Here is a 15260-nt window from a genome sequence, read left to right as displayed (position 1 = left end):
ATGCAAGATTTACGAGTGAACGGCGACCGTCTCTGGGACAGTTTAATGGAGATGGCGCAATTCGGTTTAACCGAAAAAGGGGGCTGTAAACGATTGGCAGCGACGGAATTAGACGGCAAAGCACGCGATCTTTTCGTTGAGTGGTGTAAAGCTTGTGGCTGTACCATCAGTGTCGATCAGATGGGCAACGTTTTTGCTCGCCGTGAAGGAGCGGATAATTCACTTCCTGCGGTTGCAACAGGCAGTCACTTAGACACTCAACCTACCGGAGGTAAATTTGACGGTGTATTTGGTGTTCTTGCAGGCGTTGAAGTATTAAGAACTCTGCATGAAAACAATATTGTTACTCCTACTCCGATGGAGTTTTCAGTTTGGACCAACGAAGAAGGTTCGCGCTTCCAACCTGCGATGCAAGGTTCTGGTGTTTATGTAGGTCGCTTTGATCTAGAAACAGAACTAAACAAAACCGACGTTGATGGAATTCGCCTCAAGGACGAATTAGAAAAAATTGGTTATCTCGGTGACGAAAAACCAGGCAGTCGTCACATCGGCGCATTCTTCGAAACTCATATCGAGCAAGGCCCAATCCTAGAAGATCAAGAAAAAACCATTGGTGTCGTTCGCTTAGGCCAAGGTATTCGCTGGTATAACGTTAGTATTACTGGTCGTGAATCCCATTCAGGAACAACGCCAATGTACCTGAGAAATGATGCGATGGTCGCTAGTTCAAAGATCATTACTGAAATCGAAGAAATAGCCAACCGATATGACAATGGACTCGGTACCGTCGGCTTTATGCAGGTATTCCCAAATTCTCGTAACGTTATTCCGGGCCAAATTACCTTTAGTGCTGACTTACGAAATCCTAATGCGGATGTTTTGGCTCAAATGGACAAAGAGTTTACCGATTTTTGCGCCAAAGTAGCAGAAGAGCGCCAAATCAGCATAGAAGTCGATCCTTTCTGGTATTTCGCACCTGTCGAATTTAATGCATCGGATGACGTTAAATCAGCAGCAGAAGCGTTGGGATATTCACATATGGATATCTACGCTGGCGCAGGACATGACGCTTGTTATATGGCCGACTTAGTACCAACTGGCATGATTTTTACGCCATGCGAAAACGGAATTAGTCACAATGAAATAGAAAACACCGCACCACATGAATGTGAAGCAGGCGCAAATGTTCTGTTACACACCATGCTAGAAGCTAGCGCACGTATTGCCAAGGAAACGGCAGCGACGCTAAGTGAAACAGTTAGTTAATAGTTAACGCTATTAACCACAAACTGGTCACTACATTAATCTCAATTGGATGAGGAAAATATAATGAAATCTACACTTAAAAAGGTTGGTAATTTTTACGAACTGGATGTTGAGAAAGATTTGTCTGACAGTAAATACTTTAATGAAGATCTTGCTCCAACAAAAGTAACAGAGCGTACCTGGGACAAAATGAACATCGCCGCATTATGGGTTGGTATGTCAATTTGTGTCCCTACATATACCCTTGGCGGAGTACTGACCGCTTATTTTGGCTTGTCAGTGGTTGAAGCGCTGTTCACCATATTTTTAGCTAACATTGTGGTGCTACTTCCTCTTACTTTGAATGCGTTTCCAGGCACCAAATATGGTATTCCTTTCCCTATTCTATTACGTTCATCTTTTGGTATCTTCGGCTCGAACGTCCCTTGTTTAATTCGAGGACTGGTTGCCTGTGGGTGGTTCGGTATCCAAACCATGTTTGGTGGTTTAGCGATACATTTACTGCTGTCAGAAATATCAACTGGCTGGGCAAGCCTCGGTAGCATTGGTGAGGTAATTGGTTTCTTCATTTTCTGGACACTTAACATTGGCGTGGTAATTAAGGGATCTGAGTCGATTAAGTGGCTTGAAACTCTTTCGGCTCCGCTATTACTGGCGGTAGGGTTTGGTTTAATGTTTTGGGCAAGCGATAAAGTATCGTTTACAGAAATATTAATGACACCAGCCAATCGTCCTGCTGAAGATGGCGTAGCAAGTTATTTCTTTGCTGGTTTAACCGCAATGGTTGGCTTCTGGGCAACGCTGTCACTCAATATTCCTGATTTCAGCCGTTACGCAAAATCTCAGAAAGACCAAATTGTTGGCCAGATTATTGGTTTACCGCTTACTATGTTTTTCTTTGCGGCTCTAGGCGTAGTATTAACTGCAGCGTCACAATCTCTATTTGGCGAAACCATTTCTGACCCAATTACTCTGATTGGTAAAGTAGAAAGTCCGTTCTGGGTTATTGTCGCTATGATTCTTATTATCATTGCAACACTTTCTACCAATACTGCTGCTAACGTAGTATCCCCAACTAACGATTTCCAAAACATTGCTCCAAAACAAATTAACCACACCCGTGGTGTATTGCTCACTGGTTTTGTTGGGATAATTCTGATGAGTTGGGAGCTGCTTAAAAAACTCAATCTAATCGACTCAGATGTCAGTGTTGAAGCCATGTACTCAAATTGGTTATTAGGTTACTCAAGTCTTCTTGGCCCTATTGCAGGGATCATGATTGTGGACTACTTCTTAATCAAAAAACAAACATTAGATATTCCAGCACTATACTCGGATAAAGATCTTTACCCTTCTATTAACTACGCTGGTTTCATTGCGTTTTTCGTGCCGGTTATATTCACTATCGTGGCGGTAACCTTCAATGTAATGACTTGGTTTTATAACTACGGCTGGTTTACTGGCGCGTTATCTGGCGCGGTATTGTATTACTTAACATCAACAATGATGGCACAACCAGTAATCACTCGCTCTCCAGAAAAGGCGTAATAAAACGCTAGGCTAATAAGTTAATGGCGGTAGGTCGCTATCGTCATTAACCATCATGAAAAGGATAATTTATGAATCTATTGATTAAGGGTGGCGATGTTGTCACTCATGAGAGAACTATCACTGCTGACGTGTATTGTGTCGATGGAAAAATACAAGCAGTCGGTTCTAACCTCTCCGTTTCAGACGATACCGAAATTGTTGATGCGTCCGGCAAACTTGTTATGCCTGGAGGTATCGACCCACATACGCACATGCAACTACCGTTCATGGGAACCGTGGCATCAGATGATTTTGCATCAGGCACCGCAGCAGCATTAGCTGGCGGCACAACCACTGTTATCGACTTCGTTATTCCGTCGCCACAGCAGTCGCTAATAGAAGCCTACCATCAATGGAAAGATTGGGGATCACAATCCCAGTGTAACTATAGTTTTCATGTTGCCATTACCTGGTGGGATGAAAGTGTTAAACAAGATATGAAAACGCTAGTAGACGAGCACGGTGTTAACAGCTTCAAGCACTTTATGGCTTACAAAAATGCCATCATGGCGACCGATGATATTCTTGTTTCAAGTTTCAGCCGTTGTTTAGAACTTGGTGCTGTGCCAACTGTCCACGCTGAAAATGGTGAATTGGTTTATCACCTACAACAAAAATTATTAGCAAAAGGTATAACTGGGCCAGAGGCTCATCCACTTTCACGCCCACCGATTGTTGAAGGTGAAGCAGCAAGCCGTGCAATCAATATCGCTGGAACATTAGGAGCGCCGATTTATCTCGTTCACGTTTCAACAGAAGAAGCGGTAGATGCAATTCAATACGCTAAACAGAACGGACAAATTGTTTTTGGTGAATGTTTAGCCGGTCATTTAGTGGTTGACGATAGTGTGTATCAAGATAGTGACTGGGGTAAAGCTGCAGCACATGTCATGAGCCCACCGTTTAGACCGAAAAAACATCAAGATGCGTTATGGAAAGGGTTACAAAGTAACGCTATTCAAACAACCGCTACCGACCACTGTGCTTTCTGTGCTGAGCAAAAAGCCATGGGTAAAGACGATTTCACCATGATCCCTAACGGCACTGCTGGTGTAGAAGAACGCATGATGGTTCTGTGGGACAAAGGGGTGAATCAAGGCAAAATAACTGCCAATGAATTCGTTTCAATTACCTCTACTAATGCAGCGAAAATATTCAATCTTTATCCGAGGAAAGGTGCAATTGCGGTAGGTTCAGATGCCGATATTGTTATTTGGGATCCTGCTGGTGAGAAAACCATCTCCGCTGAAACACAATATTCAACTATCGATTTCAGTATCTTTGAAGGCATGAAGATTGTGGGTATACCGGTAACCACGATTTGTAATGGTAAAATCGCGTGGGACAAAGGTGAAATTAAAACGCAACCAGGTGATGGCCAATATGTCACTCGCCCACCTTATGCAACCTTCTATCAAAGCCAATTAAAACGCAATGAACTGAGCCAACCCGAAGCGGTTGAACGTTAATTGCTGTTTCTTTGAGTGCATGACTATTGCTTAAAATAAATTAATAACGGTTTAAGCTAATCACTAGCGCTTTACTCAGACAATTTGTGTAGATGCGAAAACTTTCGCGTCTACACCTCAGCGACTTTATGCCGTTTTTTTCTTGCCTTATTCGAACCCTCTAAATCTTTGATTTATTTTATATTTTTTGTCTAACACCCTTCTGTTGCAACGATTACTTAAGCTCATAGCAATTAACTAGATCTCATAGTAATTAACTAGAGCTCATACTAATTAGCTAGAACTAATAAACTAGAGTTCATAAACTACCGAGATAAAAGAGATGGTTAAACTTAGCCAAAAACAATTATTTTGAACAATTGTTCAAAATTAAATTGAACGACTGCTCAAAGTGGTCTATATTGTTCAATATCAGTTTCATTCTCGCTCACGAGCAAGAATAACTTAATCCATAATCGTCTAAAAATAGGACCGTACTAATGACTAAATTTACCCTTCACACCTTAGAGTCTGCACCTGAAGCAAGTAAACCTTTTGTAGAAGGTTCAATTAAAGCAAATGGTATGCTTCCTGGCCTACATGCCGTGATGGCAGATGCCCCTGGCTTACTAGAAGGTTATCAAGTACTGCATAAGCTGTTTACTGAATCGTCATTTAATGCCGAAGAGTTAACTGTTGTATGGCAAACCATTAATGTTGAGCATGAATGTCACTACTGTGTACCAGCACACACAGGTATTGCTCACATGATGAACGTTGATCCTGCGTTGACCGACGCTCTGCGTAACAAAGAAAAAATGACCACAGATAAACTGCAAGTGCTGCATGAAACAACATTATTAATGGTTCGTAACCGTGGCGTACTTTCTGACGAAGAAATGGAAACATTTTTTGCCGCCGGTTATAGCCAACGTCAATTGCTTGATATCGTATTAGGCCTGGCGCAAAAAGTAATGAGTAACTATACCAACCACCTAGCTCATACTCCTGTAGATGACGTATTTAAAAAGTTTGAGTGGAAATAAGCCGCTTTAGCTTTAAACAGTTACTATAAAATAAACTGTTACTATAAAATAAACCGTTAGCATAAAATCTTAAGCAGCCTCAACTAATTTGATGGCTGCTTTTGCTAGATTAAAACTAACGGAAGTTGATTTGAAAGATTTGAACAACTCGTAAGATTGAAATGTAAAAGTCCACTACCTTAGGCTTATTTTCAGCCGATTAAATTTTCTCAATATAAAGAATCAATTCACCCACATCAAAACCCCATTTAGATAATTTGGTTTTGTTAAACAGCCTATTTTGATCAATTAGAAACATCCAATCATCTAAACGAATCTTATAAACTTCATCGTCAACCGGTATATTTAAATCATATTGCCAGTAGAGTGCAGATCCTTCTGTCGTTCCTTGAGCAATACCAACAACATCACCCGCCGTACCTTGATATTGGTTCTCGGCTAGCTTTTCTATATGCCAAGTTCGCGTAGTTTTTTCGCCATCATCGAACTCGAACCACTCTTTTATTTCACCTTTATTGCCTTGCCAACTGGCAAGTAATTTTACTTCGAAACGACGAGTGAGATTGCCAGAGCGATCAAGCAGCATTCCATAAGCCTTAAGTTCGCCGTTAAAAAACTGTTCTAGTTTCAACTCTGGTGAGGTGTTTTTATGCTCGTCTAAACTGGCATTGCCACAAGCAGTCAACAATAGAACAAAAGTAAGCAGTATAAATTTTTTCATGGCGTTAACCCCAGTAATTGTTGACGAAGCTCAGGCTGAGAGGTTTTCTCAGACAACCAAATAGATAAAAATGCGTCGGCAAAATAGCTATCCTGTATGGTGCCAATAACATTGTCATTGAAGTAAAATTGACTATGTCCGTCTGCTTGCACAAGCAGTGTCAAGGTATTGCCCGGCTCGACATCGGGCCACATCGCATTTAATGGTTCAACCCATGATGTAATGTTATCTGATGAGTAACCTAGCTGTTGCCATTGTTCTATTGTTGCTTTAACCAGTGCCTGACTATCTATCGATTTTAGATATTTTATCTTCAATGCCTTTTGCGGTTCTTTATCTGTCGCAGTTTGCGTATTCTGTTGCTGGTAATACTCGGCTTGATAAATCGTCCAGAACAGATATTGCATTTCACCCTGCCCGACTTTACTCAAATGAGCGACTGGCGATGCCTGCGCTGTCGCGGTTATGACATACGCTGTTGCCGTCATAAATAGTAATGCGAATATCCTGATCATGATTTACCTCCATTAGCGGTAAGACCAAGGCTAAAATATCTCTTTTGTAACCAAACTAATGTTGGTAGCAGAACGCCCCAAGCCAACAGTAAAGACACAAACAAAAAACTATCACTCACCAATGACTGCAATGCACCGGCTTTGATTCCTGCCAAATAACTGCTTGCGCCACCAACCGCGCCAATCACCACCAAAACTGGCGACGAACATCGAGTAAGCCAGCGCAAACTGTGGTTTAAACTAAGTACAAACATTATCCAAAGAAACACAAGCCACAGTGGGAAAGAGCTGGTCATTGGCTCAGAACTAACTGAAGTCGCACTAAAAACACCCAATTGCATTTGCAAAAAATCAATCGATAAGCCTAGAGGAACCAACAACAGTAACTTAGCATCTTGCTTGCGAGTGGGAGTCAGAACAAAGTGACTAATCAATAAAATCGGGTTAACCAAGTTGGCGTATTGGGTAAAAAATGCCCCACATAACCAACTCGATTGAAACAGCAGTACGTTAATAAGCCAAAACGATTTCATCACTCTTGCCTCTATAGCGGGGTTTTCTTGCTACCAAGTGATGAGTACTGATGCTTCTTTCTAAAAATGCGCCTTCGCAATAACACAAATAGAAGATCCACAGGCGCTTAAATTCCTCGCTGTAACCAAGGTCGAGCAATTCATTCCACTGATTTTCGAAGCGGATTCGCCAATCATGCAAAGTTCTAGCGTAATGCAAACCAATATCATGCATCTCATGCACGACCAAATCGGTATTTTTAGCAATCTGTTCTGTCATTACCGCTACCGATGGTAAACACCCTCCGGGAAAGATATATTTTTGGATAAAATCTAAACTATTTCGATACTGGTCATAACGGTTATCAGCAATGGTGATCGATTGAACCAACATTTTTCCGTTTGGCTTTAACAAGGAAGAACATTTGTCGAAAAACGTCGCCAGATACTCATGCCCTACGGCTTCAATCATCTCTATTGAAACCAACTTGTCATACTCACCCGTCAATTTTCGATAATCGGATTTAAGTAACGTAATATTAGCTTCTAAGCCCAATTGTTGAATCAAATCGGCTGTATATTGATGTTGAGCATCCGAAATAGTGGTCGTGGTAACATGGCACCAATAATGTTGAGCCATATATATTGCTAACCCACCCCATCCGGTGCCTATTTCGACAACACGATCGCTAGCCTGTAACTCCAATCGTTCACATATGGTTTGCATTTTACGCTGCTGAGCCATATCCAACATATCGGTTTGGTCCAACGCAATGGTTTTATGATCATAAATCGCACAAGAATACTGCATTGCAGGGTCGAGAAAACGACTGTACAGTTCATTACCTAAGTCGTAATGGGCTAATATATTACGTTTAGATCCTTGCTCCGTATTGGCGTTTTTTCTACTAAGCAGCTTGTTTTTTATCTTACTAAACCACTGTACTTTGCTTTCAATTTTATCCAGTTGAGCTTGGTTAATGGCCATAACTTGAATAACGCGAGTGAGGTCGGGACTGGTCCATTTACCATCAATATAAGCCTCTGCCGCGCCAATACTGCCATTGAGTACTACATCTTTAAAAAAACTTGAATCATGCAACACTATCTGGGCGCTTAATGTCGAATTTCGATCACCAAAGACAAAGTGCTGATCGCCTTCGATTACTTCAATCGCCGACTGTTCTAGTTTACTCAGTAACGAAAAAATCAAGTTCCTATATTTACTCATAGAATCTTTGTGTAACGTATCAGTTGAGTAATTTAAGGACTGACTTTGTTTAACTAATTGTTGCATGTAAACCTCTCTTTCGAATATCCATTTTTCGAATTCTTTCTCTATCAATACCAACTTGATCTATCAATACCAACATGCTCTATCGATACCAACCTAGCTTCGACCCATTAATTTAACTGTTTGGGTGCGCAACAAATGGCACTCGTTTCAAAAACAGTTTTAATGCTTGCCAATAAATTCCAGCGACAATTTTCAGCGTCATCATGGGAATAGAACGCACTGTTTTAGCGATTTCTTTAGCAGTAAACTCACGCTTACTTAGCGCCAACGTGGCATCAAATACTTTATCGTTGTTGTGGTTTTCTATGTGGACTAACACATTTTTTTTAGGCGCGGACACTTTCCAGTGATAGGTCATATCCATCTGCATAAAAGGAGAAACATGAAACGCTTTTTTAACTTTCATATCACCGTTCATATCCACTAAATAGTAATGCCTTTGTCTCCATGGGGTATTGCTCACTTCTGCTAACATATATTGACATTTCGCCGAAGAGTCATAGCAAAAATAACAATTAATAGGACTAAAATAGAGACCAAAACACCGAGCTTGAGCCAACATAGTCACTCTGTTTTCAGCAGACCAATCGCCACCTAATGCTTGCACCTTTTCACTTATACGTTGCTTTAGCGTTCCCGGTTCACTTTTTATGTAATCTTTTTCATTAAATCGAATTAAATTGAACCAACGCTCGCCAAACAAGCAACTTTGTTGAGATAAATTGGCCAATTCATCCAGATCGATAGCCAACATATACAACTTATAATTGAATATATGGCCTATATCACCGAAGCGACGATGGCGTACATTACCCCAATAAATTCCACTGTTTGTGATCATAACGATTGCCCAAAGCGCTTAGTAACATCTAACGCACTGCGAACCCCATCTTCATGAAAGCCGCTGTACCAATAGGCACCAACAAAATGGCAACCATTTTTACCGCAAATTAGGTCACGTTTCTTTTGCGCTTTAACGCTTTTATCATCTAAAACTGGGTGGTGATAAATGAAGCGACGTATCACTTTTTCTGGCGCAATAGCGTCACTTTGGTTCAAGGTTACACAGAAAGTATCATCACTTTTCAATCCTTGAAGTATGTTCATGTTGTAAGTGACACAAGAAGGGCGAGATAAGTCACCATCCAGCATGTAGTTCCAACTCGCCCAAGCCAGCTTTCTATCCGGTAATAAACGCGTATCGGTATGCAATACCACTTCATTTCGACTGTAAGGAATACCTGATAGCACGTCGAATTCTTCCCTCGTCGGGTCGGCTAATAAATTCAACGCTTGGTCGGAATGGCAGGAAAAAATCACATGGTCAAATACTCGCTGTTCACCATTTGTTAAGGTGATTGTTACCCCTTGCTCACCTCTGCTAACATTTAGAATGGAACATCCAGTTTCAATTGGCTTACTCAGTTTGGCTTGAATCGCTTCAACATAGGTTCTTGAGCCACCAGGAATTACAAACCACTGCGGCCTATCAACGATATTCAATAAGCCATGATGATAGAAAAACTGGACAAAGAACTTAAGCTCAAACTGCTTCATCTCTTTTAAGCTTGTAGACCAAATCGCCGCACCCATCGGCAAAATATAGTGTTCGCAGAAAAAGTAGCTAAAATTATGCTGAGATAGAAAGTCGCCCAAAGTACTTTTCTGTTCAATGTCATCATTATGAAAAGCTTGTTTACACAACTTATTGAATTTAATTATCTCAATAATGAGTTGCCAAAATTTGGGTCTGAATACATTTCTTCTCTGTGCAAAAAGGGAATTAATTCCGTGACCATTGTATTCAAACTTAGTTTGCTTGTTATGAACACTAAAGCTCATTTCGGTTGCTTGTCGTTCAACGCCTAAGTCTGACAATAAACGATTAAAATTGGGGTATGTGCGGTCATTAAAAACAATAAAACCCGTATCAATAGCGAACTGACTCCCTTGATGCTCAATATCAACCGTCGCAGTGTGGCCACCAACATAATCATTTTTTTCTAGAACGGTTACATCATTGTCTTTGTCGAGTAAATATGCACAGGTTAAGCCCGAAATACCTGATCCAATAATGGCTATTTTTGTTTTTTTAACTGTCATTTTTCGCTCATCCTAGTGGCTAATTTGTTCCAAAGTGACGAAGGTAAAATACTCAAACACTTCATAATAAAAATAAACAGAGCTGGAAAACTAATATCTGAACGTCCCTTTGCAACGCCAGTGATTATTTTCTCGGCCGCCTGTTGGCTTGAAATCATCATCGGCATAGCGAAAGTATTTTTGTTGGTTAACGGCGTTTTTACAAAACCAGGATGGACAACGGTCACGTTTATGTTGTTACCACTCAAGGTTGTTGTCAGTGTTTTAGCCAAATAGGTTAACGCCGCTTTAGATGCGCCATACGCCTCCGCTCTTGGTAAAGGTAACAACGCCGCGCTAGAACTGACCAAAACCAAACGTCCTCCGGGTTTAATATGTTTCAACCATGTTTGTAAACTATAGCCCACAGAAATCAGGTTGATATTAATAACGCGTTCAAATTTTTCAGCGTCAAAATTTAGTGCATCGTCAATATATTCACAGTCACCTGCATTTAAAATCAGTAAATCCAGTGGGGCAAAATCTTCGCTTACTTGTGGGTAATTTTGATAATCAGTGAGGTCAAAGCAGAGCGATTCTATCGACGGATAATCGCTACAGAGCTGTTGTAATTTAGCCGCGCTACGACCACAAGCGGTAACTTTATGTCCTTGCTTTGCATACTGCTTAGCTAAGTCATTGCCAATACCAGAAGTTGCACCAGTGATTAAGATCTGCATTATTGACCCGCCCTTTGTTTGATGCTTTTAACTAAAAACCCAATCAATGGCACATGCTCATAAATCATTGCACCAACATCCAGATAATCCCGATGAAAAATGATCAGGTCATCTTGTACTTTCAAATGAGAATGCCCTTCAACAGAAACGGGTTTGTGACCATTTAAGTTTTTATGTTGGAAGGTCATTGTCCAGTAAACTGCCGCTTCTTCATCAGATTGCATCACATGATCAATCACGAAGTCGCAATAACTTATGTTGCTGTAACTGCTCTCAAAACTATCTAAAAGCGCTTCGATGCTGTTTACTTGATGCAAAGGGTCAATAAAAGTGACATCAGGATGGTAAATTGTTTGTAATGTGGCGAGATTATCGGTTCTCAATTCACTGTACACATCGATAAATTTTTTAAGCCACAATGAACGCTGCATATAACCTCACCTTTTGTTGGATACGACACGGTTTTATCTGTTGATATAATTTTATATACGCATGACATGTCTATATGGATCAGAATTTTTTAATAAATAATAGAATAACTTAGTAAAGATAGGTCAATATTAGTTGAATGGCATAGGTAGCTTAACGACTTTGGTCACCTAACGAAATTGGTCACCTAACAACATTGGTCACCTAACGACATTGGTCATCTAACGACATTGGTCATCTAACAACATTGGTCATCTAACGACATCGGTAACTTCTGACGTTATAGATAATTGAAATGACTAGATGGCAAAAAGCAAAAATGGACTCAAGGTCCATTTTTGCTTTTCTGTTTAAAACTTGCTTAGTATCCGTATCGAAGGCGCAAGGCTTTAGGATGAGGATTTAAGTAAGTTTGATCCGATAAATATTGGTTAGGAAATTCCAGTAAATAGTGATTAATCAAGGTTAATGGAACCAATAAAGGCGTAACACCATTTCTATAAGCATCAATTTCTTCGCTCAACTCTTTACGCTTCTCTTTAGTCAGTTGCTTTTTAAAGTAGCCTTGTAAATGCTGCAACGTATTACTGTGACTACGTCGAGTCGCTTTGATCGTCAGCGCTTGCATTAACATAGAAATGTATTTATCCGCCACCACTTCAATATTATCTTCTGGATTAGCAAGTAAACGACCGAGTTTCTTATAGCTTTCTATATGGTGGCTCATCACCAAATATTTGTGCGTACTGTGGAAGGTAATCAATTTATGATGAGTAAAACCACTGGCTTTCAAATCCAACCATTTCTGGTAGGTAAAAATACGCGTGATAAAATTTTCGCGAATAATCGGATCATTTAAGCGGCCATTTTCTTCGCAAGGTAATAACGGATTGTGCGTCATAATCTGTTTGGCAAACATACCAACACCTGTCATTTGCGAACCTTTACCATCATGTTGGTAAACCTTAACTCGTTCCATACCGCAACTCGGGCTTTTGGCACAAAATATAAATCCGGCTAGATCCTCGGTTTGCTTCGCATGGGATTGACCAAATTCAGTTAATGCTTGCGTAACATCACCAGAACCATCTGGGCGAGAAACTTTAATTACATCATCAACAGAAATTTGACGTATTGTTGGACGTGGGGTGGGTAAACCAACGGCGACTTCTGGGCAAACCGGTTTGTATTCCGCAAACTCACTCAATTCTTCCATACAAAAATGAGAACGTTTGTGGCTTTTGTCATACCGAACCTGTTGGCCGGAAACACAAGCACTAATACCTAATTTTAGTTTCTTATCCATTATCCTATCCTCGCCATATTAACTACTACTCAGAGTCAATATGCTGTCAATAAATGAGCTTTCCAAGTGGGTTTAATAGCTTGCTCATACCTTGAGTAAAATGTATTGCATCACTTGAAACGGTTAAACAAACACACCCTTCTGATGTGATCGGGTTATGTGTATGACTGCCGTCTAACCACATAAAGTCTCCCGTATTGTATGTACCCATATTATCGCTAAAACTCCCTTGAAGCAGTAAGGTTATTTCAAAACCTTTGTGAGTATGTTGAGGAACGTTTCCTCCCTTAGCGATATGCAATAAACTCATACGTCGCTCGTCATCATCAAAATTCATCCGAGCTCGTGCAATTTTTCCTAAACCTTGCCACTCTTTTAACGCGATAGATTTGACCGCGTTAGGCAGCGAAATCCGTGTTCCATCCACATCAATTTGTGGCACGGTTTTAGGTAACACATCTTCACGCTGCACTGGTAAATCTGTAATGGCATTGATCATATCTATCGATACGTCGTCAGCTTGAGTGTTAACAAATTGATTTGCTTCATCAACCTGCAACCTTGTAAGCATAGTCGTTTCTGCAGCATCTGCTACCAAATCAAAATCGGTTTCTGAATCGAATCCGTCTGTTGCGCCAAACTCTTGTATCGCTGCCATTTCCGTAAACTGATGGACCAAATTCTGGCATTTTGGGCACATTTCAACATGGCTTGCGACAATAACCGCAACCGAAGGTTGTAAATTTCCCGCCACAAATTCTTTCAATACAGCGTCTGTTGGGTGATGATTAATCATGATCATGGTCTCCCATTTGCTGTCTAATTTTTTCTAACGCCAGTCTTAAGCGCGATTTTATGGTACCAATCGGAACGCCGAGTTGTTGAGAAAGCTGCTCTTGAGAAAGTTCTTGGTAATACACGCCCTGCACCACTACCTTTTGAGCTGTAGGCAAAGTATCGACGAATTGCTGCAGCCTTTTGGTCATCAAGTGGTCTTGGAATGGGCTAACTTGATCGCTGTTCTCATCTAGTGCTTGCTCCAATGGCCAAATATCATCGCCTATATTTTGCTGGGGATGATTTTTTACTTTTCTCAGGTAATCAAAACACGCGTTTCTCATCACTGTGTAAACCCAAGTCGTTGCTGCACCTTTACTGGCATCGTACAAATGGGCTTTTTTCCACACATTGGTCATGGTGTCCTGAACCAACTCCGTTGCTTGGCTTTCGTTATTAAACTGTTTAATACCAAAGCGTTTAATTTTAGGAGCAAAAAAACCAAACAATTTAGTAAAAGCATCTTTATCTTGGTTTTTCGCAACCAAAGATAACCAATGCGATAGCTCAGGATGAGCCGATTGAGTTAATGGCTTTGTAATGGGATGTCCTACCGTTATCAGATCTGTTTGTGCCTCTATCTGCTGCATCGATCCACGCTCAATTGGAATAGTTATAAACCATTACGTTAGCAAAAATAAAAAGGATCACTTTTTATTTATCTTTTTCGCACAGAGAATCAAGGAGTTTTGTAAGTTGCTCTAATTGCAATGGTTTAACAAACTTCTCTTTCTCTGTCAAAGAGAGAGGAATTATCTCCAACAATCGAGCGCATACCCATTCATAGTAGTCGAAATACTGCTCTTTATATAGGTCATTTAGCGGTTTATGACTTTGAAAAATACCTTGTAAAACGGTAGAGAATTGCTGATGCTCTTCGCTGTTATTAAAACTTAGCTTATCACTAGTTATTTCGGTATTTTGTTGTTTAGACCAATCACTCACTAAAGATGGTTCTACAGACCAATGCGGCAACGTTTCCGCGTGAGCTAATAACAAGCCATCTTGCTGATAGCTAAAGTCCGATAAACTCACTAAGCCGACCGCGAGCACATCAACTTGCAAAATACCATCTTCACCTTGGTCAAAATCGACAATTTTTACGTGAGCTCCCCAGTCTGCAGCGTTGAATGCTCTCTCTTGGTCATAAACAGACATAACAAATCCGTCGGTTTCATTTGCATTCGCCACCATGGCCACGTATTTCGCTTCAAAAATACGCAGCCTTTGCATTCCTCCGGTTAGCAAAAAAATCGGTAATGGAAATACAGGCAAAATATTGACGTTATGGCTCGCTTGAGAGCTTTTTTTCGCTTCGGTATTAGATTCAGTCACAGCTCGTCTCTTTAATTTAATTAACGACAACTGTACGCATTAGTGGTGCAATAGGATCACATTAATATGCTACTTATTTCAATTTAAGCATAAAAAATAACAGCAAACCGCTCCCATCACCTTACGAATTCGATCT

Annotated in this window: 16 protein-coding genes; 4 read left to right on the top strand and 12 right to left on the bottom strand. The window is 40.5% G+C overall.

Translation table 11 applies throughout. The annotated features are described in order from the left end of the window. The 4 genes from ACLKML_RS17645 to ACLKML_RS17630 all read left to right on the top strand — a co-directional run bounded on the left by ACLKML_RS17645 (position 1) and on the right by ACLKML_RS17630 (position 5350). Entirely contained in the window at positions 1-1266 is a 1266-nt protein-coding gene (locus tag ACLKML_RS17645) for a Zn-dependent hydrolase (protein WP_413284296.1), read from the top strand. 63 nt (positions 1267-1329) lie between these two features. Continuing rightward, positions 1330-2814: an NCS1 family nucleobase:cation symporter-1 gene (locus ACLKML_RS17640; protein ID WP_413284295.1), complete on the top strand. Its 1485-nt coding sequence runs from the start codon at positions 1330-1332 to the stop codon at positions 2812-2814. 71 nt (positions 2815-2885) lie between these two features. Continuing rightward, positions 2886-4325 carry a dihydropyrimidinase gene (gene hydA, locus ACLKML_RS17635; protein WP_413284294.1) on the top strand — a complete coding sequence of 480 codons (1440 nt, stop codon included), beginning with the start codon at positions 2886-2888 and terminating at the stop codon, positions 4323-4325. A gap of 479 nt (positions 4326-4804) precedes the next feature. Then, positions 4805-5350 carry a carboxymuconolactone decarboxylase family protein gene (locus ACLKML_RS17630; protein WP_317717344.1) on the top strand — a complete coding sequence of 182 codons (546 nt, stop codon included), beginning with the start codon at positions 4805-4807 and terminating at the stop codon, positions 5348-5350. 199 nt (positions 5351-5549) lie between these two features. Here the strand turns inward: ACLKML_RS17630 and ACLKML_RS17625 are convergent, their stop codons facing one another. The 12 genes from ACLKML_RS17625 to ACLKML_RS17570 form a co-directional block, all read right to left on the bottom strand. Further along, positions 5550-6071: a DUF3833 domain-containing protein gene (locus ACLKML_RS17625; protein ID WP_413284293.1), complete on the bottom strand. Its 522-nt coding sequence runs from the start codon at positions 6069-6071 to the stop codon at positions 5550-5552. Continuing rightward, positions 6068-6586 (bottom strand): chalcone isomerase family protein, encoded by a 519-nt coding sequence (locus ACLKML_RS17620; RefSeq protein ID WP_413284292.1) that lies wholly within the window; start codon positions 6584-6586, stop codon positions 6068-6070. Before ACLKML_RS17620 ends, ACLKML_RS17625 begins: the two co-directional genes overlap by 4 nt. After that, the gene (locus tag ACLKML_RS17615; RefSeq protein ID WP_413284291.1) at positions 6583-7119 is read right to left on the bottom strand and encodes a DUF2878 domain-containing protein; all 537 of its coding nucleotides are present in this window, start codon (positions 7117-7119) and stop codon (positions 6583-6585) included. The genes ACLKML_RS17620 and ACLKML_RS17615 overlap by 4 nt, the downstream gene beginning before the upstream one ends. Further along, positions 7097-8395 carry a class I SAM-dependent methyltransferase gene (locus ACLKML_RS17610; RefSeq protein WP_413284290.1) on the bottom strand — a complete coding sequence of 433 codons (1299 nt, stop codon included), beginning with the start codon at positions 8393-8395 and terminating at the stop codon, positions 7097-7099. Before ACLKML_RS17610 ends, ACLKML_RS17615 begins: the two co-directional genes overlap by 23 nt. Before the next feature lie 112 nt (positions 8396-8507). Beyond that, positions 8508-9236, bottom strand: coding sequence for a DUF1365 domain-containing protein (locus ACLKML_RS17605; RefSeq protein ID WP_413284289.1), 729 nt, complete (start codon positions 9234-9236; stop codon positions 8508-8510). Beyond that, complete coding sequence (locus ACLKML_RS17600; RefSeq protein ID WP_413284288.1) at positions 9233-10498, bottom strand: NAD(P)/FAD-dependent oxidoreductase; 1266 nt, start codon at positions 10496-10498, stop codon at positions 9233-9235. The genes ACLKML_RS17605 and ACLKML_RS17600 overlap by 4 nt, the downstream gene beginning before the upstream one ends. Next, positions 10495-11217 carry an SDR family NAD(P)-dependent oxidoreductase gene (locus ACLKML_RS17595; protein WP_413284287.1) on the bottom strand — a complete coding sequence of 241 codons (723 nt, stop codon included), beginning with the start codon at positions 11215-11217 and terminating at the stop codon, positions 10495-10497. Before ACLKML_RS17595 ends, ACLKML_RS17600 begins: the two co-directional genes overlap by 4 nt. Continuing rightward, positions 11217-11648, bottom strand: coding sequence for a nuclear transport factor 2 family protein (locus tag ACLKML_RS17590; RefSeq protein ID WP_413284286.1), 432 nt, complete (start codon positions 11646-11648; stop codon positions 11217-11219). Before ACLKML_RS17590 ends, ACLKML_RS17595 begins: the two co-directional genes overlap by 1 nt. Before the next feature lie 359 nt (positions 11649-12007). Further along, on the bottom strand, positions 12008-12952 hold the full coding sequence (locus ACLKML_RS17585) for a YbgA family protein (protein ID WP_413284285.1): 945 nt from the start codon (positions 12950-12952) through the stop codon (positions 12008-12010). Between the two features lie 46 nt (positions 12953-12998). Next, positions 12999-13748 carry a ChrR family anti-sigma-E factor gene (locus ACLKML_RS17580; RefSeq protein ID WP_413284284.1) on the bottom strand — a complete coding sequence of 250 codons (750 nt, stop codon included), beginning with the start codon at positions 13746-13748 and terminating at the stop codon, positions 12999-13001. Next, positions 13741-14379, bottom strand: a complete 639-nt coding sequence (locus tag ACLKML_RS17575) for a sigma-70 family RNA polymerase sigma factor (RefSeq protein ID WP_317717333.1) — start codon at positions 14377-14379, stop codon at positions 13741-13743. The genes ACLKML_RS17580 and ACLKML_RS17575 overlap by 8 nt, the downstream gene beginning before the upstream one ends. A 64-nt stretch (positions 14380-14443) precedes the next feature. Further along, entirely contained in the window at positions 14444-15124 is a 681-nt protein-coding gene (locus tag ACLKML_RS17570) for an LON peptidase substrate-binding domain-containing protein (RefSeq protein ID WP_413284283.1), read from the bottom strand. Positions 15125-15260 lie beyond the last annotated feature (136 nt).

Source organism: Vibrio sp. MA40-2 (assembly GCF_047302445.1).
In the GTDB taxonomy this organism is placed as follows: domain Bacteria; phylum Pseudomonadota; class Gammaproteobacteria; order Enterobacterales; family Vibrionaceae; genus Vibrio.
Note: the sequence above shows the minus strand (reverse complement) of the source record. Positions and strands in the feature narration are given on the sequence as shown.